This is a genomic window from Pectobacterium aquaticum, assembly GCF_003382565.3.
GTDB classification, from domain to species: domain Bacteria; phylum Pseudomonadota; class Gammaproteobacteria; order Enterobacterales; family Enterobacteriaceae; genus Pectobacterium; species Pectobacterium aquaticum.
Genome location: NZ_CP086253.1, coordinates 2,674,021 through 2,696,344 on the forward strand (window position 1 = coordinate 2,674,021; position 22,324 = coordinate 2,696,344).

The 22,324-nt window shown below is 52.1% G+C and carries 19 protein-coding genes; 8 read left to right on the forward strand and 11 right to left on the reverse strand.

All coding sequences use genetic code 11. The annotated features are described in order from the left end of the window. Nucleotides 1-92 precede the first annotated feature (92 nt). On the reverse strand, nt 93-1,523 hold the full coding sequence (locus tag DMB82_RS12500) for a serralysin family metalloprotease (protein ID WP_116155090.1): 1,431 nt from the start codon (nt 1,521-1,523) through the stop codon (nt 93-95). Between the two features lie 521 nt (nt 1,524-2,044). After that, nucleotides 2,045-4,144: an ATP-dependent DNA helicase DinG gene (gene dinG / locus DMB82_RS12505; protein ID WP_102118694.1), complete on the reverse strand. Its 2,100-nt coding sequence runs from the start codon at nt 4,142-4,144 to the stop codon at nt 2,045-2,047. A gap of 182 nt (nt 4,145-4,326) precedes the next feature. On the opposite strand from dinG, the gene DMB82_RS12510 reads away from it, so the two are divergent. The 3 genes from DMB82_RS12510 (at nt 4,327) to DMB82_RS20860 (ending at nt 6,131) form a co-directional block, all read left to right on the forward strand. Beyond that, nucleotides 4,327-5,172 carry a helix-turn-helix domain-containing protein gene (locus DMB82_RS12510; protein WP_102118695.1) on the forward strand — a complete coding sequence of 282 codons (846 nt, stop codon included), beginning with the start codon at nt 4,327-4,329 and terminating at the stop codon, nt 5,170-5,172. 52 nt (nt 5,173-5,224) lie between these two features. After that, nucleotides 5,225-5,872 carry a LysE family translocator gene (locus DMB82_RS12515; protein ID WP_102118696.1) on the forward strand — a complete coding sequence of 216 codons (648 nt, stop codon included), beginning with the start codon at nt 5,225-5,227 and terminating at the stop codon, nt 5,870-5,872. Between the two features lie 151 nt (nt 5,873-6,023). Continuing rightward, nucleotides 6,024-6,131, forward strand: coding sequence for a membrane protein (locus tag DMB82_RS20860; RefSeq protein WP_010297573.1), 108 nt, complete (start codon nt 6,024-6,026; stop codon nt 6,129-6,131). 144 nt (nt 6,132-6,275) lie between these two features. Here DMB82_RS20860 and idi read toward each other — a convergent pair whose 3' ends face one another. From idi to DMB82_RS12535, 3 genes are all read right to left on the reverse strand, one after another. Continuing rightward, nucleotides 6,276-6,818, reverse strand: coding sequence for an isopentenyl-diphosphate Delta-isomerase (gene idi, locus DMB82_RS12525; RefSeq protein ID WP_116163294.1), 543 nt, complete (start codon nt 6,816-6,818; stop codon nt 6,276-6,278). Between the two features lie 100 nt (nt 6,819-6,918). Then, nucleotides 6,919-9,225, reverse strand: a complete 2,307-nt coding sequence (gene bglX, locus DMB82_RS12530; RefSeq protein WP_102118697.1) for a beta-glucosidase BglX — start codon at nt 9,223-9,225, stop codon at nt 6,919-6,921. Between the two features lie 352 nt (nt 9,226-9,577). Then, on the reverse strand, nt 9,578-10,924 hold the full coding sequence (locus DMB82_RS12535) for an aspartate aminotransferase family protein (RefSeq protein WP_116163265.1): 1,347 nt from the start codon (nt 10,922-10,924) through the stop codon (nt 9,578-9,580). 415 nt (nt 10,925-11,339) lie between these two features. Between DMB82_RS12535 and DMB82_RS12540 the strand changes: the two genes are divergently transcribed. From DMB82_RS12540 to DMB82_RS12560, 5 genes are all read left to right on the forward strand, one after another. Further along, complete coding sequence (locus DMB82_RS12540) at nt 11,340-12,359, forward strand: ABC transporter substrate-binding protein (RefSeq protein ID WP_102118699.1); 1,020 nt, start codon at nt 11,340-11,342, stop codon at nt 12,357-12,359. Nucleotides 12,360-12,436: 77 nt separating this feature from the next. Then, nucleotides 12,437-13,435 (forward strand): ABC transporter ATP-binding protein, encoded by a 999-nt coding sequence (locus tag DMB82_RS12545; protein WP_116155087.1) that lies wholly within the window; start codon nt 12,437-12,439, stop codon nt 13,433-13,435. Next, on the forward strand, nt 13,432-15,084 hold the full coding sequence (locus tag DMB82_RS12550) for an ABC transporter permease subunit (protein WP_116163263.1): 1,653 nt from the start codon (nt 13,432-13,434) through the stop codon (nt 15,082-15,084). Before DMB82_RS12545 ends, DMB82_RS12550 begins: the two co-directional genes overlap by 4 nt. Nucleotides 15,085-15,115: 31 nt before the next feature. Then, nucleotides 15,116-15,886, forward strand: a complete 771-nt coding sequence (locus DMB82_RS12555; protein ID WP_116163261.1) for a DeoR/GlpR family DNA-binding transcription regulator — start codon at nt 15,116-15,118, stop codon at nt 15,884-15,886. A 134-nt stretch (nt 15,887-16,020) separates the two neighbouring features. Further along, nucleotides 16,021-16,707 carry a glutathione S-transferase family protein gene (locus DMB82_RS12560; protein ID WP_116163259.1) on the forward strand — a complete coding sequence of 229 codons (687 nt, stop codon included), beginning with the start codon at nt 16,021-16,023 and terminating at the stop codon, nt 16,705-16,707. Between the two features lie 77 nt (nt 16,708-16,784). On the opposite strand, the gene pbpG is transcribed toward DMB82_RS12560, so the two are convergent. The 6 genes from pbpG to mmuP form a co-directional block, all read right to left on the reverse strand. Further along, the gene (pbpG, locus tag DMB82_RS12565) at nt 16,785-17,732 is read right to left on the reverse strand and encodes a D-alanyl-D-alanine endopeptidase (RefSeq protein WP_102118704.1); all 948 of its coding nucleotides are present in this window, start codon (nt 17,730-17,732) and stop codon (nt 16,785-16,787) included. A gap of 149 nt (nt 17,733-17,881) precedes the next feature. Continuing rightward, nucleotides 17,882-18,391, reverse strand: a complete 510-nt coding sequence (locus DMB82_RS12570) for a DUF6622 family protein (protein WP_116163257.1) — start codon at nt 18,389-18,391, stop codon at nt 17,882-17,884. Between the two features lie 77 nt (nt 18,392-18,468). Beyond that, nucleotides 18,469-18,825, reverse strand: a complete 357-nt coding sequence (locus DMB82_RS12575; RefSeq protein WP_102118706.1) for an FMN-binding protein — start codon at nt 18,823-18,825, stop codon at nt 18,469-18,471. A gap of 48 nt (nt 18,826-18,873) precedes the next feature. Further along, a complete protein-coding gene (cyaB, locus tag DMB82_RS12580) occupies nt 18,874-19,416 on the reverse strand; it encodes a class IV adenylate cyclase (RefSeq protein ID WP_102118707.1) in 543 nt (180 codons plus the stop codon). 503 nt (nt 19,417-19,919) lie between these two features. Next, nucleotides 19,920-20,867 (reverse strand): homocysteine S-methyltransferase, encoded by a 948-nt coding sequence (gene mmuM / locus DMB82_RS12585; RefSeq protein WP_116163255.1) that lies wholly within the window; start codon nt 20,865-20,867, stop codon nt 19,920-19,922. After that, the gene (gene mmuP / locus DMB82_RS12590) at nt 20,860-22,272 is read right to left on the reverse strand and encodes an S-methylmethionine permease (RefSeq protein WP_102118710.1); all 1,413 of its coding nucleotides are present in this window, start codon (nt 22,270-22,272) and stop codon (nt 20,860-20,862) included. The genes mmuM and mmuP overlap by 8 nt, the downstream gene beginning before the upstream one ends. Between the last annotated feature and the right edge of the window lie 52 nt (nt 22,273-22,324).

Here is a 22,324-nt window from a genome sequence, read left to right on the forward strand (position 1 = left end):
TTGCACTTAACAACGCCGCGATGATTAACTTTTTCATAGTGGCCCCAAGTCGATAACAGAAAAGGACGGGGGGTTACCCCGTCCTTGCTACATCACACGATAAAATCGGTTGCCGCAGAAGGCTGACCAACAATATGCACAACAAAGTCTGGCGTGGTCTGATCCGCAAAATTCAGCCACAAATCGGTGGTATTGCTATCGGCATCCCAGTTAAGCAGCGCTTCATTGCCACGTCCGGTGAAGGACTCGACAAACTGCAAATCACCTTTTTGATTCAATGCTGACAGATCGATTTTATCGATGCCGCGTTGGAAATCAGTGATGGTGTCATAACCTGTCTTATAGGAAGAATCGCTCGCGCTGGCATAGACAAAAATATCTTTGCCCGCACCGCCCGTCAGCGTATCTGCACCGCCGCTACCATAGATAACATCATTACCCGCGCCACCCTGCAAAATATTATTCGCATTGTTACCGATAATAATATCATTGCCAGTGCCGCCGATTGCGTTTTCGATCGTGACGCCGTGAGCGATAGACACGTTACCTTTCAGGCCGCCAACATCAGAGAATCCGCCTTCATTCAGGTTGATACGCTGATCGTTTCGGTAACCAGAGAAATCAAACGTATCCGTGCCGCCCGCATCCCAAACGGAGAAAATCAGTTTTTGGCTATTGCTGGTGGTGGTATAGAAATCACGACCGGTGTTGGAGTTGAAGCCGTATACCGAATCACCCGTGCGCGTGTTCATGTTTGCGCCGTAAAGATATTGGATCGCCGTGATGTCATCGATCAGCGGACCTGCAGCATAGTGCCCTTGGAAATCACCTCCGGTGTTTTGCTCACTCCAGTAGCTCATCAGGCTGAATTGGCGGGTATCTTCCGCGTAGGTCACATCGCGGTAGGTCGGGTTACCTTCACCTGCATTGTAATCACCAGGGTGATTCAGACCCAGCGCATGACCGATTTCATGCGTCAGCGTCTGCTTGCCGTATTCCGTTGCCGGATTACGTACTGTTTCAGCGTTGTAGTTAAACCAGGCGCTGCCCGCTGCCGAGTGGTTACCCGGCATATAAGCGTAAGCCTGAGTATCGTAGTCCATCTGACCGCTTGAATCACGGGTGTAGTTACCAAACGTGATGGTAGCTTTTTGGGTAGGGCTAACCTGAGTAAACGTGAGATTGGCCACATCTGACCACGATTGCAGAGACAGTTTGGCTTGTTGTTCCTGGGCTGCACTGAATTTCACAAAACCCTGATCGCCAGAAGGGATAGACTTCACGCTCTGTAAGAACGAATAGGTCAAACTAGCGGATTTGCCGAATACGTTCGTGCCATTCCAGGTCAGACCGTCACGGACAATTTCCTTCGCTGCCAGATCGCTTGTGAACGAGGGTTTGCCATTAAGCTGTCCATCACCACGGGAGTGGTAATTATACAGATCGTACACATCACTATATCCCGTACCCGCTGCATGCAATGCCGATTCAGCGGTATCCTTATCTTCATCTCGTAAAGCCATCTTTTCTTCTCCATAAGTCTGATCGGGATGATCAGAATCCTAAATCCCTTCATGCAATCGAGGTATTGCATGTCCCGCACATAGCCGCGGTCTAATCGTCTCCTGGGTAGAAGAAATTCACTAAACATATTTATATCCAAAAAATGCATATAAATAAAAATTATCACTATAAAGAAATAATTAAGAAAGAACGCTAATTACTTTCGTTATTATAAAATGATAAATAATAAGGTCACGGCGACTAATTTTTATTATTGTCATTGGTATGGACAGCAAGAGAAACGGATGCAACACGGCATTCATTTTTGAAAAGGAAGGAATTTTTATTCACTGTGTTAATTTTCATTATGGTACCCGTCCTCGGTTGATAAAAACCGCATGACGTAATGACATATTTTGTCACACGTATTAACGGCATCCTTGCTGTTCCGAGACAAATCTAACAAATAAGAATAAAAAAATATAGCGCTAAATAGGGGATAATTACCCCCTTATTCGACGAACGGATAAAGAGGAATTTGTTATGGCATATCCCGTTGTTCAATCGGGAAGACGGGCAGCGCCGCCAGCAGCTGTGCACCATAGCCTTTAGTCAACAAGCGACGATCGTAAATGACGATTTCACCAAAGCAGTCATGACTACGAATAAGGCGTCCAACCTGCTGGATGAGGTTAAACGAGGCACTGGGCAAACTTTGTACGATAAACGGATGCCGTTTGAGGCTTTTTAACCATTCACCTTCCGTCAGAATGACCGGACTGTCGATAGGCGGAAACGCAATTTTATGGATATGCACCTGAGAAAGGAGCTCCCCCTTCAGGTCCAATCCTTCCGCAAAGGACTGCAAGCCAATCAGCACGCTGGTCTGGCCTTCCTGTACCCGCTGACGGTGTAGCTCTACCAGCCTGTAACGCGGCTTATCTCCCTGAACCAGCAGCATCAGGCGTAAATCGGTCACCTGCGTCAGAAAGAGCTGCATCGCACGCTGGCTGGCAAACAGCATCAGTATCCCTTTATGCTTATCCTGTTTTAGCTCTGCTCGGAAAAATTGCGCCATTTCAGCAATATGCTGCGCTTCAGATTCCATCAGCGGTTCATAACGCATCTTAGGTATTACCAGACGCCCCTGCTCGCGGTGGTTGAACGGCGAATCCAGCGCGATGAAGGTGTCCCCTTCCTGCTCGCTCAGACCAGAAAGCTCCTGTATACGCGCAAAACTGTTCAGCGAACGCAGCGTTGCCGAGGTCATCACAACGTGCGACACCTTCCCCCACAACAGCCTTTCAAGCTGATCACAGACGCGAATGCCCGCACAGTGCAGGTGAAGATGCGGCTGGTTATCGCGCATTTCCCGTGTGATCCATTTGGAGACCGGCGCGTTCGACGATTTCTCCATCGCCGCCAGCCGCCACAGCTTGCTCATGGACTCAAGATAACCCTGTTGGCGACTCATTTTCAGTAATGCCTGATAGACCCGCACCACGTCATGCTTGCCGGTTTTCTCGCTGAGATCGTTAAGCATATACTCTGCCAGCGCACGCAACGTGTCCGTCAGTTTGGACAACCGCACGCAGAGTTCACGCATTTCATCCGGCATTTTGCCCATCGCAAAACGGTACTCGGTTTCCTGCCCGTCATGCGGAAGAAATAACCCGCACATTTGCGAGAAAGACAGCACGCACTCGCGGATCTCCTCACAGTGGCTGGTTAACCGCTCGCTGTTAGCGAGTCGCGGCGGTGACTTAGGGGCAAATTGCGCCATGCACTGGCCGACAAGCTGCACCAGCTGTTCCAGTTGCGCCATCATATAAGCCGGATGAATGTCGCCAGACATCTCCAGCGTATCGCGGGCAACATCGGGAATGTGGTGTCCTTCGTCGAGCACCAGCAGGAGATTCTTCGGGGGAGGAAGTACCGATTCGCTTTCCATCGCCGCCATCACCAGCGCATGGTTGGTGACGACAACATCGGCCTGTTCGATCTCACGCCGTGCGATAAAGAACGGACACTCGCGGTAATAATGGCAGTTGTGCGCAAGGCAGTTCGCTTTGTCCGTACACAATTTCTGCCACAGGCTATCGTCAATTGAATCCTGATAATGATCGCGTAGTCCGTCCCAGACGTGACCTTGCAGCGCTTTTTCAAGCCGCACGCAGGTACGTTTTTCCTCCTTGCTGGCAGACATGACTTCATCATCCAGAAAGAGTGGTAAATCCCCCTGCGCATCGGGATCGGTGGCCAGCATCGCCAGATTACGTGGGCAAATATAACGACGACGGCCAAATGCGGCGGTAAATTTCAGTTCAGGAATAAATTTCTGCAACAGTGGTAAATCTTTGCTGTAAATCTGATCCTGCAACGCCACATTCGCGGTGCTGACCACCAGCGTTTTGTCCTCCGCACGCCCTACCGCAATACCCGGGATCAGGTAAGAAAGCGTTTTCCCGACGCCGGTTGGCGCTTCAATAGCCAAATGGCGCGGGTAATCGCCCGCCAGCGTTTTCGCCACTTCGGCAATCATCTGTCGCTGGGGAACGCGGGAAATAAAATCCGGAATTTGCTCTTGCAGGGCTTTATACCATTGGCCAATCTGCAATTTTATTGCGGGGGACAGCGTCATGCATACTCTGTATCTGTGTAATCTGATCGCCATTGTCCCACAGACGCCCGGCGACGTCAGCCGATATCACGTTCGCGACCATTCCGACCTCGACAATCGTCTGCCCAGCGATTAGGGTAAACTATTATTTTTATCAGACATGTATTTTTATCAAACACGGTCTTTATCGCGAGCGGTCAATTATGTCTTCAGTCCACGCCATTAACCAATCGTACTGGTTTTCGCCACGACTACCGCATGTTGAAAGCCGCAGCACGCGCAACAGCAGCCACGCCTATAAAACACACAGCCATGCACAGTTCTCGATTGGCGCGATAGAACACGGCGAAACGCTTTGCCATTACCGCAACGACGTGTATCACTTGCAGGTTGGCGATCTGATCTTCATCGATCCTCAACAGCCACACAGCTGTAACCCGCTGCCTGGAAAAACGCGCAGTTATCACATGCTTTATCTGGATACCGAATGGTGTCTCGATCAGATCGCGGATCACTGTGGTTATCAGGCGGAGATCTTGCGTTGCAACCGCGTTGTTCTGCGCGATCCTGCACTGTTTATACGTTATCAGCACGTGGTTGCCCTGCTGTATCGGGGAGACATGACATCGGCAGATAACCAGCTCAAAGCAATGTTAGAGCCCATTTGGCGACAATATTGCCAGCCTGCGCCGTCCTGTTTGCCCGCCTTACCCCATCATGCCTCGCAAGCCACGACGCGACACGTACGCGAGCGTCTGTTGAATAATTTGCAAGAATCACCCTCGCTGGAAACACTGGCGGAAGAGCTGAACCTGCGGCGTGAAACCATCGTGCGACAGTTTCGTCACGATACCGGCATTACACCGATGGCCTTTCTGAATAATGCCCGTATTGAGTATGCTAAATCGCTACTGAAACAGGGCACGCCGCTGGTTGATGCCAGCTATCAAAGCGGCTTCTGCGATCAGAGCCATTTCCACAAAACGTTTGTGCAATACACTGCCGCGACGCCGGGTCAGTACGCACGATCAATATTTGACAATAAATAGCAGAACACCTTGTCTAGACTGGCCTCGATTATCTATCGAGGCCAGAAATATCATGTTTATCAATACCCTTTTTTCCGCCGACTCGCTCTTTCCCACCCATTTTCCAGCTCTGGCGCTGGCGCATTTTTTGGCGCTACTGAGCCCTGGCCCAGACTTCTTTCTGCTGACGGCCTATGCCATTCGCTACCGACTGCGCGGCAGTGCGGGAATTTGTCTGGGCATCGCGCTGGGCAACGGCATTTACATTCTGCTGGCAGCGATCGGCTGGGCAGGTATTCAACATTCGCCCACGCTGTTTACCCTCATCGAATTAGCCGGGGCGGCTTATCTGCTCTGGGTTGGCTATCAGTTAGTGAAAAGTCGTTCTGTGCTATCGCTGCAGGCGGAACAACAGTCCGACCGCTGCCCAACGCTGCGTAAACAAATCCTGCTAGGGCTCGGTTCGGCGCTGTTAAACCCCAAAAACATGCTGTTCTACATCAGCCTGATGACCAGCATTCTTGGGCAACATGTGACACCTACGCAGCAAGTCGTCAGCGGTAGCTGGATGTTTTCTGTCGTGCTGGTGTGGGATCTGTTGATCGCCGCGCTGATCGCTCGCCCGCTGATTCAGCAGCGTTTAACCCGCTGGCTGAACCCGATTGAGCGCGGAGCCGGTGTCATTCTGATGTTTTTCGGTCTACTGTTGTTATTTCGATAATTGTTATTTCTATAATTGTTATTTCGATAATTGTTATTTCGGTAATAGATATTTCGATAATGAAGGGCAGTTAAAAAGAGCGGAGTGTTTTGGCCTTGTTTCATGGGCGGAAGGCTTTATAATTCGGAGCAGTTAACAAAAGGATAACCTGATGACTCTTCAAAAAATCGGCATTATCGGTCTTTTTGCCCTGCTCGCCTTAGGTGGCATGTCCGGCATGATGCTCGTGGGCTACATTATTATCGAGCACGCGGGCTGAGGCTTTCGGCCCATAGCGCCCGCCGACTGCACGAACGGTGCCGTACGGAAACGCCGCAATTAACGCAGTCGTTTACGCTAGCGTGACTGTTCAAACTAACGTGGTTGTTCGGGTTAATGCAGTTGTTTTAACTAATGGATTGTTTTAACTAATGGATTGTTCAGACTGAAACGTCTGCCAGTACTCAGGAATACGTACGAAGGTCAGTTGGAACCAGGCCGTAAACTGGTCGGGCGTCGTCGCCATCTGCTGGGCAATCTCGTCTATTGACTGGTAGGCGTAACTCGACACTTCATCGGGATTCATCTGCGGGACGTCATCCGTCACGCCAAAATACACATGCCCCAGTTCATGCTCAATCAGCCCATTATTCAGTTGCAAACGATAGGTCAGCGTGAACATCGGCGTCAGCGCACAGCGTAGCCCCATTTCTTCATACAAGCGGCGATGTGCTGCCTGCAACGTCTCTTCACCGGGTGTAGGATGGCTACAGCAGGTGTTACTCCATAAACCACCGCTGTGGTATTTCTCCTCTGCCCGCTGCTGCAATAATAACTGCTGGCAAGAATTGAAAACATAGACGGTAATCGCACGATGCAATGCGCCTTTTACATGCGCTTCCTGCTTTTCCATTACGCCCGTTGGCCTGTCATTTTCATCAACCAGCACCACTTCAGTCAGCGGCATACCTTTCTCCTGCAAGACCTGATTCTCCGACAATGATTCTGTATTACGGTCATCACAATTCATCTCGCCGCCTGTATTCTCGGCGGCGAGATGAGCTGCATTATAGCAGGGTGAAACTGTCGCGCTTCACGCGCTGTGAATCCAGACCAATCATCACGTCGAACTTACCGGGTTCCACCACCTGCTGCATGCGGGCATTGTAGAACTTCAGCGCGTCCTGATCGAGCGTGAAGGTGACAGTGCGGGATTCTCCCGGCTGTAGCATCACTTTCTCAAAGCCACGCAGCTCCTTCAGCGGACGGCTGATGGAAGCTACTACATCATGGAGATACAGCTGTACGACCGTTTCCCCTGCGCGGCTGCCGGTGTTTTTCACCGTTACGCTGGCGTTGATCGTCCCGTTACGCTTCATGGTCTGGCTGGACAAACGCACATCTGACACGCTGAACGTGGTGTAGCTCAGGCCGTAACCGAACGGATAGAGCGGCCCGTTGGCCTCATCGTAGTAGTGAGAGGTATATTTGCCTGGGTTTTCCGGCGTGTAAGGACGGCCTGATGGCAGGTGATTGTAATAAATTGGGATCTGGCCGACGGAACGTGGGAAGGACATCGGCAGCTTGCCGGATGGGTTATAGTCACCAAACAGCACATCGGCGATCGCATTGCCCCCTTCCGTACCGCTGAACCAGGTTTCCAGTAACGCATCGGCCTGCTGATCTTCACGCACCAGCGCAAGAGGGCGTCCGTTCATCAGCACCAGAACCAGCGGTTTACCCGTGGCTTTCAGCGCGGCAATCAGGTCACGCTGACCTTGCGGCAGGTCGATGTTCGAACGGCTGGATGCTTCATGCGCCATCCCGGCGGCTTCGCCGACCACTGCGACGACGACATCTGCCTTATTCGCTGCTGCCACGGCTTCATCGATCATCACCTGCGGCGGACGTTTATCCACCTGAACGGCATCTTCATACTGATTCAGGAAATCGATAATGCCTTTGTGATTACTGACGTTGGCACCTTTGGCATAGAGAATGGTGGCTTTATCGCCGACGGCATTCTTCAGACCCTGATAAACGGTAATCGTCTGTTTCGCTACGCCCGCGGCAGACCAGCTTCCCATCGTATCGCGCTGGCTGTCAGCCAATGGCCCCACAACGGCAATCGTGCCTTCTTTCTTCAACGGCAGCGTTTGCAGGCGGTTTTTCAACAGCACCAGACTCTTACGCGCCACGTCACGCGCGTCAAGGCGGTGTAAGCGACTTTCCGCATTCGTATCTACCGGATCGGAACCGACTGGCCCCAAGTGACGATACGGATCTTCAAACAGCCCCATATCATATTTCACGTTCAGCACCTGGCGGCTGGCATCATCAATATCCTGGACGCTCACCGCCCCGCTTTTCACCAGCTCAGGCAGATAACGCACGAAATACTCGTCGCTCATGCTCATGCCAATACCGGATTTAATCGCCAGACGCGATGCATCACGCGGATCGCTGGCCACGCCGTGCTTAATCAGCTCTTTAATCGCGCCGTGATCGGTAATGGTGATGCCTTTGAAATTCCACTGATCGCGCAGAACGTCTTTCAGCAACCAGCTGTTAGAGGTGGCTGGTGTACCGTTGATTGAGTTCAGCGCGACCATCACGCCGCTGCTGCCCGCGTCAATCGCCGCTTTGTAAGGCGGCATATAGTCCTGGAACATGCGCTGAGGGCTCATGTCCACGGTGTTATAGTCACGTCCGCCTTCCACCGCACCGTAGAGCGCGTAGTGTTTTACGCTGGTCATCAACGAGTGGCGTCCGGTTACATCATCACCCTGAAAGGATTTGACCACCACACCAGCAATTTTGCTGGTCAACCAGGTATCTTCACCGAAGCCTTCTGACACACGACCCCAGCGCGGATCGCGGGTGATATCCACCATCGGCGCCCAAGTCATGTTCAGCCCGTCTTCCGTCGCTTCATACGCCGCTACGCGCGCACTTTTCGCAATCGCGTCCATATCCCAACTGGAGGCCAATCCCAGTGCGATAGGGAAAATGGTGCGCTGACCGTGTACCACGTCGTAGGCAAAAAATAGGGGAATCTTCAGGCGGCTGAGTTGCATCACCTGATCTTGCATCGCACGGATGTCCGGGCGGGTCACCGTATTAAAAATCGCGCCAACCTGGCCGTTTCGGATCATTTCCCGAATGGCTTCTTTCGGGTTATCTGTCCCAACGCTGATTAATCGGAGCTGGCCGATCTTCTCTTCCAGCGTCATTTTCTTCAGCAGGTCCGTGACAAACGCATCACGTTGCTGATGTGAAGCCGATAGTGAGGCCGGCGCAGACGTCAACTCCTGCGCAAACGCCGGATTACAAGCAAGTCCAATTGCTATAGTCAGTGAAGTAAGCCATTTCATTCGTTATAAAGACCCAGTCAATCCAGGCGTCAGAGCAGAACAGAATAAGGCGCTGAAGCACAAGACAGGTTGAAGATTCCGACGGTCACATCCCTTCTCTGACAAGGTGAAAAACACCTTCTCCTGCCTTAAGCAAATAAGGCTTCCCGATAGTGGTTGCCGCACCGACGCACTCAAATGCACAGCGCGTAATATAGTGCATTTATTGAGGTTTCATTTAATAAAAACTGCAAGAATAATGCTAAACGGTACGCAAAACTTACATTCAACGTGGGTGGTCACAGAAAAGAAATAAATAGCATAGCGCCACATGCGGCGGACAACTGCCGACGCATGCGTATCGGAGGGGGAATTAACGCCGATGTGACTGCAAGCTGAGCGCGCGATCGAGTGCCCCGACCAGCCAGTCAATGTCATGTTCCTGAAATGCCAACGGTGGGCGCAGCTTCAACACGTTACCATGCGGGCCAGCAACCGATGTAAGGACGCGTTCAACTCGAAGTTGTTCAACCACATCCAGCGCCAGCGCTTTATCCGGTGTTTTTGTTTCCCGATCGCTGACCAACTCAAAACCGATAAAAAGCCCTGCACCGCGCACATCGCCGAGACACGCATGGCGATCGGCAAGCAGCGTTAACTCCCGCTTCAATTTTTCCCCAACAACACGGCTGTGTTCCTGTAGCCCTTCCTCACGAATCACGTTTAATACCGCCTGCGCCGCCGCTATCGACACGGGATTGCCACCAAAAGTATTAAAATAAGGAATTTCATCACTGAATGCTGCCAGCACATCGGCTTTTGCCAATAGCGCGGATACGGGGATGCCGTTGCCCATCGGTTTACCCAACGTCACGACATCAGGCACAATATCGTGCCGACCAAATCCCCAGAAATGCTCGCCCGTCCGTGCAAAACCTGGTTGGACCTCATCTGCGATGAAAATCCCACCATTGGCATGAACCACATCTATCGCTGGTTTCAGGTAACCTGCAGGTCCCGGCAATACGCCATCCGAAGAAAAAATGGAATCCGCCAGAAAACCAGCAAATTTGATGCCGTTCGCGGCCATATCATCAATTTGCCGTTGAATTTGTTGCGCGAACCAGACACCCAGATCGGGGGCATTCACGCGATAACGATCGGGAGCAGGCACAAGACGGGTTGTCGCCGCCAAAGGCTGCCCGCTTCCAAGCGCGGGTGACGCACCGGACGTCAACTCGCTGGTCCCGTGATAGGCTTCTCGACTCACAATAATGCCCGTCCCGCCGCTATAGGCTCGCGCTACACGGATCGCCAGATCGTTAGCCTCCGACCCAGTACACATATACATCGCCTTATTGATGGCAGCAGGTACGGTACTGAGAATATCCGCGGAGTAATCCAGAATACGTTCGTGCAAATAGCGGGTATGGGTATTAAGCAGACACATTTGCTTGTGAACGGCGTCGATGACCGCAGGGTGGCAGTGTCCGATACTGGCAACATTGTTGTAGACATCCAGATATTTATGTCCAGCGGCATCCCACAAATATTGCCCCTCACCGCGAACCAGATGTACCGGATTACGGTAGAACAAACGATAAGAGTCCCCTAACACCTGAGAACGCCTATCCGTCAGTCTCCGCGTATCTTCATCCAGCGCATCCGCATGCTCAGTACGAAAGCTATTGGTATCCATGATGGTTGATCGTGTCGCCATAATGACTCCTTTAGGAAAGGTAGTGGCCCGACTGCGTATTACATGAGGAAACGCATCGTGCATGTTCAGATAACACTCACACTACACCAAAAGCAATAAAATACACAAATACAAAAAAATGCACTTTTTTGATGCACAAAAATGCCAAAAAAGTGCAATAAAAACATCACAAAAAAGATGCACGGTTCTGTCTATCTGTTGATCGAACGACTCTGCTTGCAAGAAAATATAAATAAATAATTGATTTATATAATTATATTGACATTATTTTTCGTAAAATCAGAAAGTGGCACGATTAGTGCTAAACCTCAGAACCACTCGCAATAAACACAAAAATGCACAGAATGGATGATTTACCGTTCGAGGCGACGATGACACCGATGCCAACATTTTCCACAACCGTAGGGGAACATTTATGAACCGATCTTTATTTCGCCGCGTCAGTCTGCTCACTGCGTTCACCTGTGCCACGCTGGTTAACGCTGCCGCACACGCGGGTACCATCACGGTCTATACCTCGCTGGAAGAAGATGAGATCAAAGATTACGTCGCACAGGCCAAAAAAGATTTGCCCGACCTGACCATTAACGTACTGCGCTTGTCTACCGGCGACCTTGGACCACGGATTCTGGCCGAATCCAAAAATCCGCAGCATGACGTCATTTGGGGCTGGGCCGTAACCAGCGTGATGGACCCACGGTTGTCTGCATTATTGGAACCTTACGATGCCAAAGGCAGTGATAGCCTTGCCGCCACCTATCGTGCACCAGATCACAAGTGGTTTGCGGCAACCGGCTATATGGCGGCCTTTTGCGTCAACACCGAAGCGCTAAAAGCCAAAAATCTTCCCGTACCCGCCTCCTGGCAGGATCTGACTAATCCGATCTACAAGGGAGAGGTTGTGATGCCGAATCCCGTCTCGTCCGGCACAGGTTACCTACAAATCGCCGCATTGCTACAAGCCAAAGGGGAACAAAACGGTTGGGCCTTTCTGAAGTCGTTGGATGGCAATATCGCCCAATACACCAAGTCCGGCTCTCGCCCCTGCAAAGCAGCACGCACGGGAGAATATGCCATTGGCGTGTCGCTGGCTTTTGCCGCTATGCAGTCAATTGAAGAAGGCTACCCCATCAAAATGGTGATCCCAAACGATGGCGCAGGCTATGAGCTGGAGGCCTCCGCTCTGATGAGCGCAGCCAAGAACAAACCGGATGCCAAGCGTTTCCTCGACTGGACACTTTCCAGCCATGCCGCCACGCTCTACACCAAATATAAAGAGATCGTGACAATCCCTGGCGTTGAACAGTCCAAAGCCGCGCAAATGGCGGGTCTGCCAGCCGATCTCACACACGTACTCTACCCTGTGGACTTCACCAAAAGTGCCAACGAACGCGACGCTACACTGGCAACCTGGCAAAAATCCATCGGTCGATAACGGCCTGTATTCGCAGTAAAGACTGCCGCGCAGCGTCTTCGTACCTTCGCGGCAGCCGTAATTAAGAGGTCCGCATCATGGCACTGGTTATTCAAAATCTCTATAAAAGCTTTGAGGGTTATGTCGCACTCGATCGCATCAATTTGTCGATCGACAATGCCGAATTTGTCTGTCTTCTTGGGCCCAGTGGCTGTGGCAAAACGACATTGCTGCGCATCATTGCCGGATTACTAAGCTGTGATGGAGGAAAAATAACGCTGGACGATCGCGATCTGGTCAACGTACCTGCCAGGGAAAGAGGCTTTGGCATTGTCTTTCAGTCTTACTCGCTTTTTCCCCACATGACGATTGCGCAAAATATTGGCTATGGGCTCAAAATTCGCCAGACGCCTGCCGAGGAAGTTGCCGCACGCGTCAGCGATCTGCTGGACACCGTACGCCTTAGTGGCTTCGGCGATCGTTATCCTGCCCAGCTTTCAGGCGGGCAGCAACAGCGTGTCGCTATCGCACGCGCGCTGGCGGTCAACCCGTCTCTACTATTACTGGATGAACCCCTTTCGGCACTAGATGCTCGCGTGCGCGCCGGATTGCGTCAGGAATTACGCGACGTGCAACAGCGGCTCGGCATTCCCACCTTGATGGTCACTCACGATCAGGAAGAAGCGATGAGCATGGCGGATAAAATCATTTGCATGCACGGTGGACGCATTGTGCAAGAAGGGACGCCGCACGAACTTTACACCAGCCCACGCACACGCTTCGTTGCCGAATTCATGGGGCACAGCAATCTTCTGTCACGCGATGTCGTCAACACGTGGATGCCGGAACTGCTCCCCTCTGCACTACCAGAAGGCGCTGAACTGTTTATCCGACCGGAAAGGATTGCACTACATAAAGCGGAAGGCGCAGAAGGACGGGTCATCAACACCAGTTTCCTTGGGAGCATCCAACGCATACAGGTGGTCTGGAAATCGCAGCCGCTCTTAGTCGAGACCAGCAGCGCCGTGAACTGGAATCCTGGCGACCCCATTCATCTCTCGATTCGCGCAGAAGACTGCGCCTGGGTGCAATCATGAATCAGACACGTCTTCCCCCGCAAACGGTCAGTGACCGCTGGCTTTCTCGTCTGTGTCTGTGGATCCCGCTGCTGGCACTGCTCATGTTCTTCGGCATACCGATGCTGAGTATCGTCTGGCACAGTCTGTTGAACGATCAAAACGGTACCGTTGGGCTATCAAATTATTTGGCGCTAATGGATTCACCCGGCATCTGGCGTGCGACGATCAACAGTCTGTTACTTGGCATCGTCACCACACTGGTGACGCTCTTGCTCGGGTTTATTGTCGCCTATGGGCTGGAATGTACGGCGATGCCAGCAAAGCGTTTTATCGCATTTGCGACCTCGCTGCCGATACTTGCTCCCTCGCTGGTGTTGGGATTGGGATTAATTTTTCTGTTGGGAAGAAATGGAATTATCGGCAATTTTCTTGGCGTGCGATTGGATATTTATGGTTTCTGGGGATTATTGATCGCCAACGTCCTGTACGCACTACCGCAAGCGATTCTCATCATTCGTACCACACTACGTCATAGCGATACTCGCCAGTATGAAGCCGCTAACGTTCTGGGTGCCTCGGACTGGCGACAGTTTTTGGATATCACCCTCCCAAGCCTACGATACGGCCTGCTGAGTGCAGCTTTTGTCATCTTCACCATCACGATCACAGATTTCGGCAACGCCGTTGTCATCGGCGGCAACTTCTCGGTACTGGCGACCGAGATCTACAGCCAGGTGAGTGGCCAAATGAAATTCGGCATGGGAGCCGTCGTCGGGATCCTGCTCCTGTTACCTGCCGCTGCATCGATCTGGATAGAGCGCGCAACGGCCAGACGGCAAAAAGCGATCGGCTCACATGCAGCGATCCCACACATTCCACAACCGCTGCGCACGCGCGATATGTCGTTCTATCTGGCAACCATGGCTATCGCCTTCACAATTGTCGCCGTTATTGGCACCGTCATTATTGCCAGCATGATACGTCTATGGCCGTACCGGCTGGATCTGACACTTAAACATTACGATATCGATCTCGCTGGGGGCTATACGCCACTGTGGACGTCAGTCTGGATCTCCGCACTGGCGGCGGTGGTTGGCACCGTGCTGTTATTCCTGCTGACCTTCGGCGTTCATCGGCAACCCGGCAAAGTTGCCAATGCCGCGGTACTGCTGAGCGCATTGCCTGTAGCTGTTCCCGGGCTGGTGTTGGGGCTCTCTTACGTGTTCACGTTCAATACGGCCGATCTCCCTTGGGGAATGCTGTATGGATCGGCACTGCTGGTGGCATTATGTAATTATTACCACTATCACACGCAAGGCTACACCACGATGATGATGGGAATACGCAATGTGCCGCATGCGATGGAAGACGCCACGACTGTTTTAGGCGGCGGCGTGGTACGTATTTTGCGTGATGTGTATCTACCCGCCATGCGCGTAACGTTGATTTCAGTCGCCATGTTTTTATTCATGCGCTCAATGGTTACACTATCAGCCGTGATTTTTTTGGTCACGCCATCGCTGCCTTTAGGTGCCGTCACCGTTATGCGATTGGATGAAGCAGGCTTTACGTCACAGGCTGCCGCTTTTTCGACCTGTATTATGGGCATCGTAGCGATGACCGCACTCCTTCTGCATCTTGTGACAGAAAAGCGACAATCATGGTAACCGATGTCAAAACATCAACGAATGGACAGCTATGTTAGAAGAAACGCGGTTACATCGCATACAGGCTCTGCTCTCAACATTAAACCGGGTGAGCACCGAGAAAATTATTCAACATCTCGGTGTTTCACGCGAAACAGTACGACGCGATATTGTAAAACTGGAAGCGGCAGGGGTATTACGTCGCGTCCATGGTGGGATAGTCGCAACCACGCAGGAACCGGAGCCGCCGTTATCCATTCGCAATACCGTACGTGAAAAAGAAAAGCAGGCTATTGCCCGTGCGGCAGTACAACAGCTAAAGGCCGGGCAGACGCTGTTTATCGACTCGGGCAGTACAACTTCTCTGTTAGCCGACGAACTGCTTTCCATGCCGGGGATGACGGTCATTACCAATAGCCTAACCGTCGCACAGAAACTCACTTCAGCAGAATCGGTCGCACAGCATAGCGTGATACTACTCGGTGGATACATGGGCGCCTCAGCACAGGCAACCAGTGGTGATATCACCATCAATGAACTGGAACGCTACCGTGCCGACGTGGCGCTGCTTTCTCCGGTCGGTGTCGATGCGGTCTCTGGCGCCACCAGTTTTGCTCACCACGAGGCGGCAATTGCTCGATCCATGGTGCAACATGCCAGAACGCGCATTATCCTCGCGGATCACAGCAAGATCGGCGTCACCAGTCGGGTTGTCTATGCCACCCTGCAGGAAATCGATATGGTGGTGACTGATGCCTCTAGTGCGGATAAACCCGAGTTGTCTTTACTCCAGATGCATTGCCAGCAGGTTATCGTCGCCTGATATCCCTCTTTCCCGTGGTTTATTGCGGACTTTATTGCCGATCCTCACACAGCATACAGGCGGATAGATGCAAGATGATTTCTACCGCCTTTCGTGCTAATCCTAAGGCTTCGTTAACACAAGGAGCCTCAGACATGTATCAGTTGTATATCGCCAATAAAAACTATTCGTCCTGGTCACTGCGTCCGTGGGTGCTGTTGAAAGCACTATCGATTCCTTTCGAAGAGAAACTAGTTGCCTTTGCGCCGGGCATGGCACAGCCGGCATTTAAGGTCTTTTCGCCGACGGCAAAAGTTCCCTGCCTGATCGATGGCGAGACCACCGTCTGGGATTCACTGGCGATTACCGAATATTTGGCTGAACAACATCCCGGCGTCTGGCCTGCTGATGCCAAAACCCGCGCCTGGGCACGCTGTGCCGCTGCCGAAATGCATTCCGGCTTTACCGCACTGCGTAACACCTGCTCCATGAGTTGCGGCGTGCGCGTTAAAATGAACGACATATCGCCTGACCTCAGCAATGACATTACTCGCATCTGCGAACTGTGGCAGGAAGGACTGACGCGCTTTGGCGGACCATTTTTGGCAGGGAAACAGTTTTCGGCCGTGGACGCCTTCTTTGCACCGGTTGTCTTCCGTATCAAAACTTACCAGCTTCCCGTTTCGCCGGAAGCCACTGCCTATTGCGACCATCTGCTAGCGCAACCGGCTATGCAGCGTTGGCTACAGGATGCATTAGCGGAAACCTGGCGTGAAGCTGCGCATGATGAAGAAGTGAAAAAAGCGGGTGAAGTGATAGACGATTTTCGCGCTCAAGCGTGACAGCCCGTCGCATTCGGTGGCTCGCTCGGCCACCGTCAAGACATCCCCTTCCCAACCATCAGGAAGGGGAGTACTGATTATTCGGTTTCGATACTCGCCATGCTCTGCGGTTGGCGGGAAGCCAGTGATTTTTGTTTCTTATAGCTCAACGCGGCGGCAGGCACCTCGCTGACCTTACCGGTTTCCATCCACTTACGCAGGCGGTTAGCATCCGCAAAGTGCGTGTATTTACCGAAGGCATCCAACACCACCAGCGCAACAGGCCGCTGATTAATAACCGTACGCATTACCAGACAGTGTCCCGCCTGGTTCGTGAAGCCAGTTTTGGTGAGCTGAATGCTCCAGTCCGCTTTATAGACCAGATGGTTGGTGTTTCTGAACGGCTGGCTGTACGCCGGGTGGGAGAACGTCGCGGTTTTCTCCTGTGTGGTACTAAGCTGGCCCAACAGCGGATATTGCTTGCTGGCAATCAAAAGCTTGGTGAGATCGCGGGCAGTCGAGACATTATTGATGGACAACCCAGTTGGTTCTACATAGCGCGTGTGGGCCATACCCAACGCACGGGCTTTGGCATTCATCGCGCGGATAAACGCCTGATAGCCGCCCGGATAGTGGTGCGCCAGACTAGCCGCCGCGCGGTTTTCGGATGACATCAGCGCCAGTAGCAGCATGTCGCGGCGGCTGATCTCACTGTTCAGACGAACACGCGAGTAAACCCCTTTCATTTCTTTCGTCTGGCTGATATCGACAGAGATAATTTCATCCAGCGGTTGATTAGCATCCAGCACCACCAGCGCCGTCATCAGTTTCGTCACCGAAGCAATCGGCACCACCACATCAGGATTACTGGAATAAAGGATGTGGTTATCACGCAGATCCACCACCATGGCGCTACCGGAAGCAATTTCCTGATGCGCAGTGCCAGCGGAGTACGTCGGCGCTTTCGCCACAGCCTGAGGCAACATCGCTGCATGGGTTGATAGCACCAACAGGCCAAAAAGAGAAAGCTTAAAATTTTTAGTCATTCTTCAATAACTTAAACAGTATTCTGTTAAATGAAAGGGATGGGCAGCGGCATTATAATTTACCGCCCTTCCCTGCGCACTCATGTAGCAGAAAAGCTTTGTGACAAATTTTGACAAACGGTTTGAGCAACATACTGTTTTCTCTGGCATTACGTTAGCGATGGTTTTATTTTGTGCATCTGGTTGAGCAAACGTAAGCTGACGCCGCTGAATATCCCCGCAGTAATCCCACTTGCCGCACCGGACAGCAGGCAGAATACGGGGTCATGCGCCAACGCGGGAAACCGAGCCAGTTGGACGGAAAAATAGAAACGAGAACAAAACGTCAGCAGCATTAAGGCCAACGGCCACCACGAACCGCTGCGCTGAAAACGACGCGACTCCGGCAAGTAAATACCTGACGTTTTTCCCCACGCCCATCCGATACCCAGCCCAATGATCAACGCCAGCAGAAATCCGCCCGCTGCCGCAAGCGGGAGTCGCAGCGTATGAAAAATCGCACTGATGCCCCACGCCATGAAAATCATCGGCACAAGCAACATCCGCACCAACGATTGCTGCCGTGGCTGGCTAGCTTTTACGCCGGCATAAATCAGGTAACTCAAAACGATCCACACCCAGTAAGGCGTGTGACGCAAAATGATCAGCAAATTTTCCACGGCAGTACTGTTCCTTCATCACTGAGGCCTTCATCAATTAAGCCTGCATCAACGGTAATAGCCAAAACCCGGTGTGACTACGGCGTGACTTTGGCCTGTTCCAGCGCCTGTTTCACCGCATTAATCACGCCCTGACTCGATAACGTTGCCCCCGTTACCGCATCCACCTTGTTAATGTCCTGCTTCTCAATGAGTTCCGGCACAATTTGATCCGTCGCGCTCAGCATCATCGCTTCGGTATCGCCATGCTTCAGCACTTCAGCATTCGCGATCTTCCCGTCTTTAATGCTGACCGTGACCTCAACTTCTGCCGCCTTTCCCTGCGCTTTACCGGGGTAAGCACCGTCTTTATAGTGCACCCCATCGCTACTATGAACGGACAGAGAGCACGCCATCACTAACGTAGCCAGCACCGCCAAAAAAGATTTTTTCATCGTTTTCCCATGTGTAAATAAAAAAATGCAATAACCAGAAAAGAACAATTAATTAAAACCTAATAATTGATAATAAGATTTCGTTTCAATATTATCCAATGGCAGTTGAAGCCGTAACGCACACTCTATACACCGTTCTCTAAGTGCTTTCAAGTGGGTTTCATCATCGGTCATCACGGATATTTCGACGAAATAACCCAGTGATTCAATATAGTCGAGCGTAATATGGAAGGCGTTTAAAAAGTAGATGCTGCGGATTTTATGAATTTCAAAAAGAGGTCGATACCCCAACGTCTGTAACATGCTGTCGGTTTTTTCAAAGCCTTCCACGTTAACCGCTTCACAGCGATCGACTCCTGGCCCTTTGACAATCCAGAGTTTAATGCCCGATGGCTCCATGCGGCGCACCAGCATTTTGATATTTTGCTGTCGCAGGCGATTCTCTGCATCATCGTAATAAACATCATGTTCTTTATTTTCAAAGACGAAAGCCTCGGGATGAAGGCTAAAAAGCGTATTTCTAAAAACGGCTATATCGTCGATGCGAAATTTAAGTTCAACTTCATATTTCCCTGTGAAATGTTCAACCATGTTCTTTCCCCTCACTGGATTCCCTGAAATAAAATTGACTCTCCGCCACACCGAGCAGCGCTTTATTACGCTGTCATACGAGAATTCAAGATAATAATGGTTCAGTCATCCGCAAAATAGATCATACAGGTAACATAATATGGCCCAATGGCCGTCCTCTTATCCTCCTTGATTAACCCCTTACGTCCTATCACATCTTGGTACCGCGATAATCATACGGCGTTATTACCTTACAACGTCAGATATCCCGAGCGCAATTTCCTGGCAACGACTCTCTGTTGACGAATGCTATCGGCGATTACCCAGCAAAAAAATGCGGCCAGAACCCTTGCTGGACGCTGACCGCCGTTAATAGTAGCTGAGAAGGGAAAAACCGCTAGTTCTTCACGCAGTAACTGCTGGTAATCGCAAAATCAGTGCAAAATCGAAGCCGTGGTGGTGCATAAGCTCACGCAAAATCAGCAATCGGGCGGAGAAAGCGTTCTCTAGCGGAATCCCCTTATTTAGTGCTGCCCCTCATGCTGGCAGCAGCGTGCAATACCGGCGATATCCGCAGGTGTGGTTCGGCAACAGCCACCAATTAAGCGTGCACCTGCTGCCTGCCACTCGGGCAAATACGTTATCAATGAGCAGGCGTCATCGTGAGCGCTGCTCCAGGTTTTCGTTACCGCATCATACTGCTCACCGGAGTTGGGATAAACCACCAACGGCAAATCCGTCAGCGAGGACAGGTGCGTCAGCGCGGGTGTCACGTTTTCCAGCGCGATGCAGTTGATACCCACAGCGACCACCTGCGAACAGGCGTTGACCCGCGCCAGCACCGTGCGCAATGGCGTGCCGTCGCTGAGGTGCTCGCTGTCACGCAGCGTGAAAGAGAACCAGGCCTGCGCGTGAGGGAACTCGGCCAGTAACGCAATCAGCGCCTCTATTTCGGCAAAAGACGGCAGCGTCTCGCAGGCCAGCAGATCGGCTCCCGCCTCATGCAGCGCCGCTATACGCGGCCGATGAAACGCCATCATCTCGGCCTGCGGCAGTTGGTAATCACCGCGATACTCCGAACCATCCGCCAGATAGGCACCGTACGGCCCCACCGATCCCGCCACCAGCAGCGTTCCAGCCTGCGAATTATCGCGACGGTAATCATCCCGCGCCTGCGCCGCCAGCTGTACGCTCTTAGCAATCAGCGCTAGTGATTCCGCTTCGCTATACCCGCGCGCCTTAAACCCTTGCGGTGTCGCCTGATAGCTGGCGGTAATCGCACACTGTGCCCCGGCATTGAAATAATCGAGATGCACCTGATAAATCAGCGCCGGGTTTTCAACCAGCACTTTCGCCGACCACAGCGGATCCGTTAAATCACAGCCGCGCACTTCCAGTTCGGTCGCCAACGCGCCGTCCAACACAATCGTTGATGCCGTCGCCAGCATTTCGGTAACCGTATTCTTACGCAATGTCTTCCGCTCCCGTTAATCTACGTTTCTTCATTGACTGCGTGAAATAATAAGCACCATAGCACAGCGCGACAAACGGAATTCCACACCACAGTGCAATCCGCTGGCTTGGGTCAAACGCCAGCCCGACGCAGGCCAGTAGACACAAGAGGAAGCCAAGGATCGGCGTGATGGGGAACCAAGGGGCGTGATATTGCAGATCGGAAAGCGGTTTTCCCGAGCGGACATGGTGACGGCGGAACATATAGTGCGAGGCGCAGATGCTCAGCCACACCGCCACTACGGCAAAACCAGAAATCGCAGACAAAGCCACATAGACGGTATCCGGCGCGACCACGCTGGAAAACAGCGCCAGCAGCCCGCCCAGCATACTGACGGAAATAGCAAAAAGCGGAATGCCACGGCGCGTCAGACGAGAAAAACGGCGCGGCAACGTACCTTCGTTGGACAGCGACCACAGCATACGCCCCGAGGCATACAGCCCCGAGTTAGCGGCAGACAGGATCGCCGTCAAAATCACGAAATTAAAAATATCGGCAGCGTAAGGAATACCAATTTTTTCAAACACCAGCACAAACGGGCTTTTAGCGATACCGGCCTCTTCCATCGGAATGATCGCCGCCAGTACCAGCACCGTCCCCAGGAAGAAGATCACCAGTCGCGCAACGGTCGTACGAATCGCCATCGGCACCACCTTCTGCGGATTCTCGGTTTCTCCAGCCGCGATGCCGATCAGCTCCGTACCGGAGAAGGCGAAGTTTACCGCTACCATCGTCATCAGGATCGGCAGGCCGCCATGCGGGAACCAGCCCGACGCGGTAATATTCTGGAAAAACGGTGCGGGTGAGCCGTCCTGCATCGGAATAAAGCCAAACATCGCGCCAGCACCGAGCACAATAAAAGCGAGAATCGTGACAACTTTCACGATAGAGAACCAGAATTCCCCTTCGGCAAAGAAACGGGACGACACGATATTCAGCAAATAAATCAGCACACAAAACAGCAGACACCAAGTCCAGACCGGCACCTGCGGGAACCAATACTGCATGCAAAAACCGGCTGCGGTCAGGCTAGAGCCCAGTGCAACCGTCCACGTCAGCCAATACAGCCACGCCACAGTATAACCTGTAGCCGGGCTGAGATAGCGGGACGCATACACATGGAACGCCCCAGTTTCCGGCATCGCGACGGACAGCTCACCCAGACTCAGCATCACCAGATACACCACCAGCGCGCCGATCAGATAAGCCAAGAGCGTCCCGGCCGCACCCGTCGTGGAAATAATGTAGCCCGTATTAAAAAACAGGCCAGTGCCGATGACGCCACCGAGCGAAAGCATCACCAAATGGCGAGCTTTCATGGTGCGTTTAAACTGCCCTTCCGTGCCTGATGCGTGTTGTTCCATGATGACCTTTCGTTATAGACGTCTAAACTTCCAGATAGATAAGCTGTTATAC

Excerpts from the sequence above, each read along its gene's own strand:
- pbpG (WP_102118704.1), bottom strand. The coding sequence starts at position 17,732 with ATGACTAAAAATTTTAAGCTTTCTCTTTTTGGCCTGTTGGTGCTATCA.
- mmuP (WP_102118710.1), bottom strand. The coding sequence starts at position 22,272 with ATGGAACAACACGCATCAGGCACGGAAGGGCAGTTTAAACGCACCATG.
- DMB82_RS12555 (WP_116163261.1), top strand. The coding sequence starts at position 15,116 with ATGTTAGAAGAAACGCGGTTACATCGCATACAGGCTCTGCTCTCAACA.
- DMB82_RS12535 (WP_116163265.1), bottom strand. The coding sequence starts at position 10,924 with ATGGCGACACGATCAACCATCATGGATACCAATAGCTTTCGTACTGAG.
- DMB82_RS12500 (WP_116155090.1), bottom strand. The coding sequence starts at position 1,523 with ATGGCTTTACGAGATGAAGATAAGGATACCGCTGAATCGGCATTGCAT.
- DMB82_RS12560 (WP_116163259.1), top strand. The coding sequence starts at position 16,021 with ATGTATCAGTTGTATATCGCCAATAAAAACTATTCGTCCTGGTCACTG.
- DMB82_RS12545 (WP_116155087.1), top strand. The coding sequence starts at position 12,437 with ATGGCACTGGTTATTCAAAATCTCTATAAAAGCTTTGAGGGTTATGTC.
- DMB82_RS12550 (WP_116163263.1), top strand. The coding sequence starts at position 13,432 with ATGAATCAGACACGTCTTCCCCCGCAAACGGTCAGTGACCGCTGGCTT.
- DMB82_RS12515 (WP_102118696.1), top strand. The coding sequence starts at position 5,225 with ATGTTTATCAATACCCTTTTTTCCGCCGACTCGCTCTTTCCCACCCAT.
- bglX (WP_102118697.1), bottom strand. The coding sequence starts at position 9,225 with ATGAAATGGCTTACTTCACTGACTATAGCAATTGGACTTGCTTGTAAT.
- DMB82_RS12540 (WP_102118699.1), top strand. The coding sequence starts at position 11,340 with ATGAACCGATCTTTATTTCGCCGCGTCAGTCTGCTCACTGCGTTCACC.
- DMB82_RS12510 (WP_102118695.1), top strand. The coding sequence starts at position 4,327 with ATGTCTTCAGTCCACGCCATTAACCAATCGTACTGGTTTTCGCCACGA.
- idi (WP_116163294.1), bottom strand. The coding sequence starts at position 6,818 with ATGCCGCTGACTGAAGTGGTGCTGGTTGATGAAAATGACAGGCCAACG.
- DMB82_RS12575 (WP_102118706.1), bottom strand. The coding sequence starts at position 18,825 with ATGAAAAAATCTTTTTTGGCGGTGCTGGCTACGTTAGTGATGGCGTGC.
- dinG (WP_102118694.1), bottom strand. The coding sequence starts at position 4,144 with ATGACGCTGTCCCCCGCAATAAAATTGCAGATTGGCCAATGGTATAAA.
- cyaB (WP_102118707.1), bottom strand. The coding sequence starts at position 19,416 with ATGGTTGAACATTTCACAGGGAAATATGAAGTTGAACTTAAATTTCGC.
- DMB82_RS20860 (WP_010297573.1), top strand. The coding sequence starts at position 6,024 with ATGACTCTTCAAAAAATCGGCATTATCGGTCTTTTTGCCCTGCTCGCC.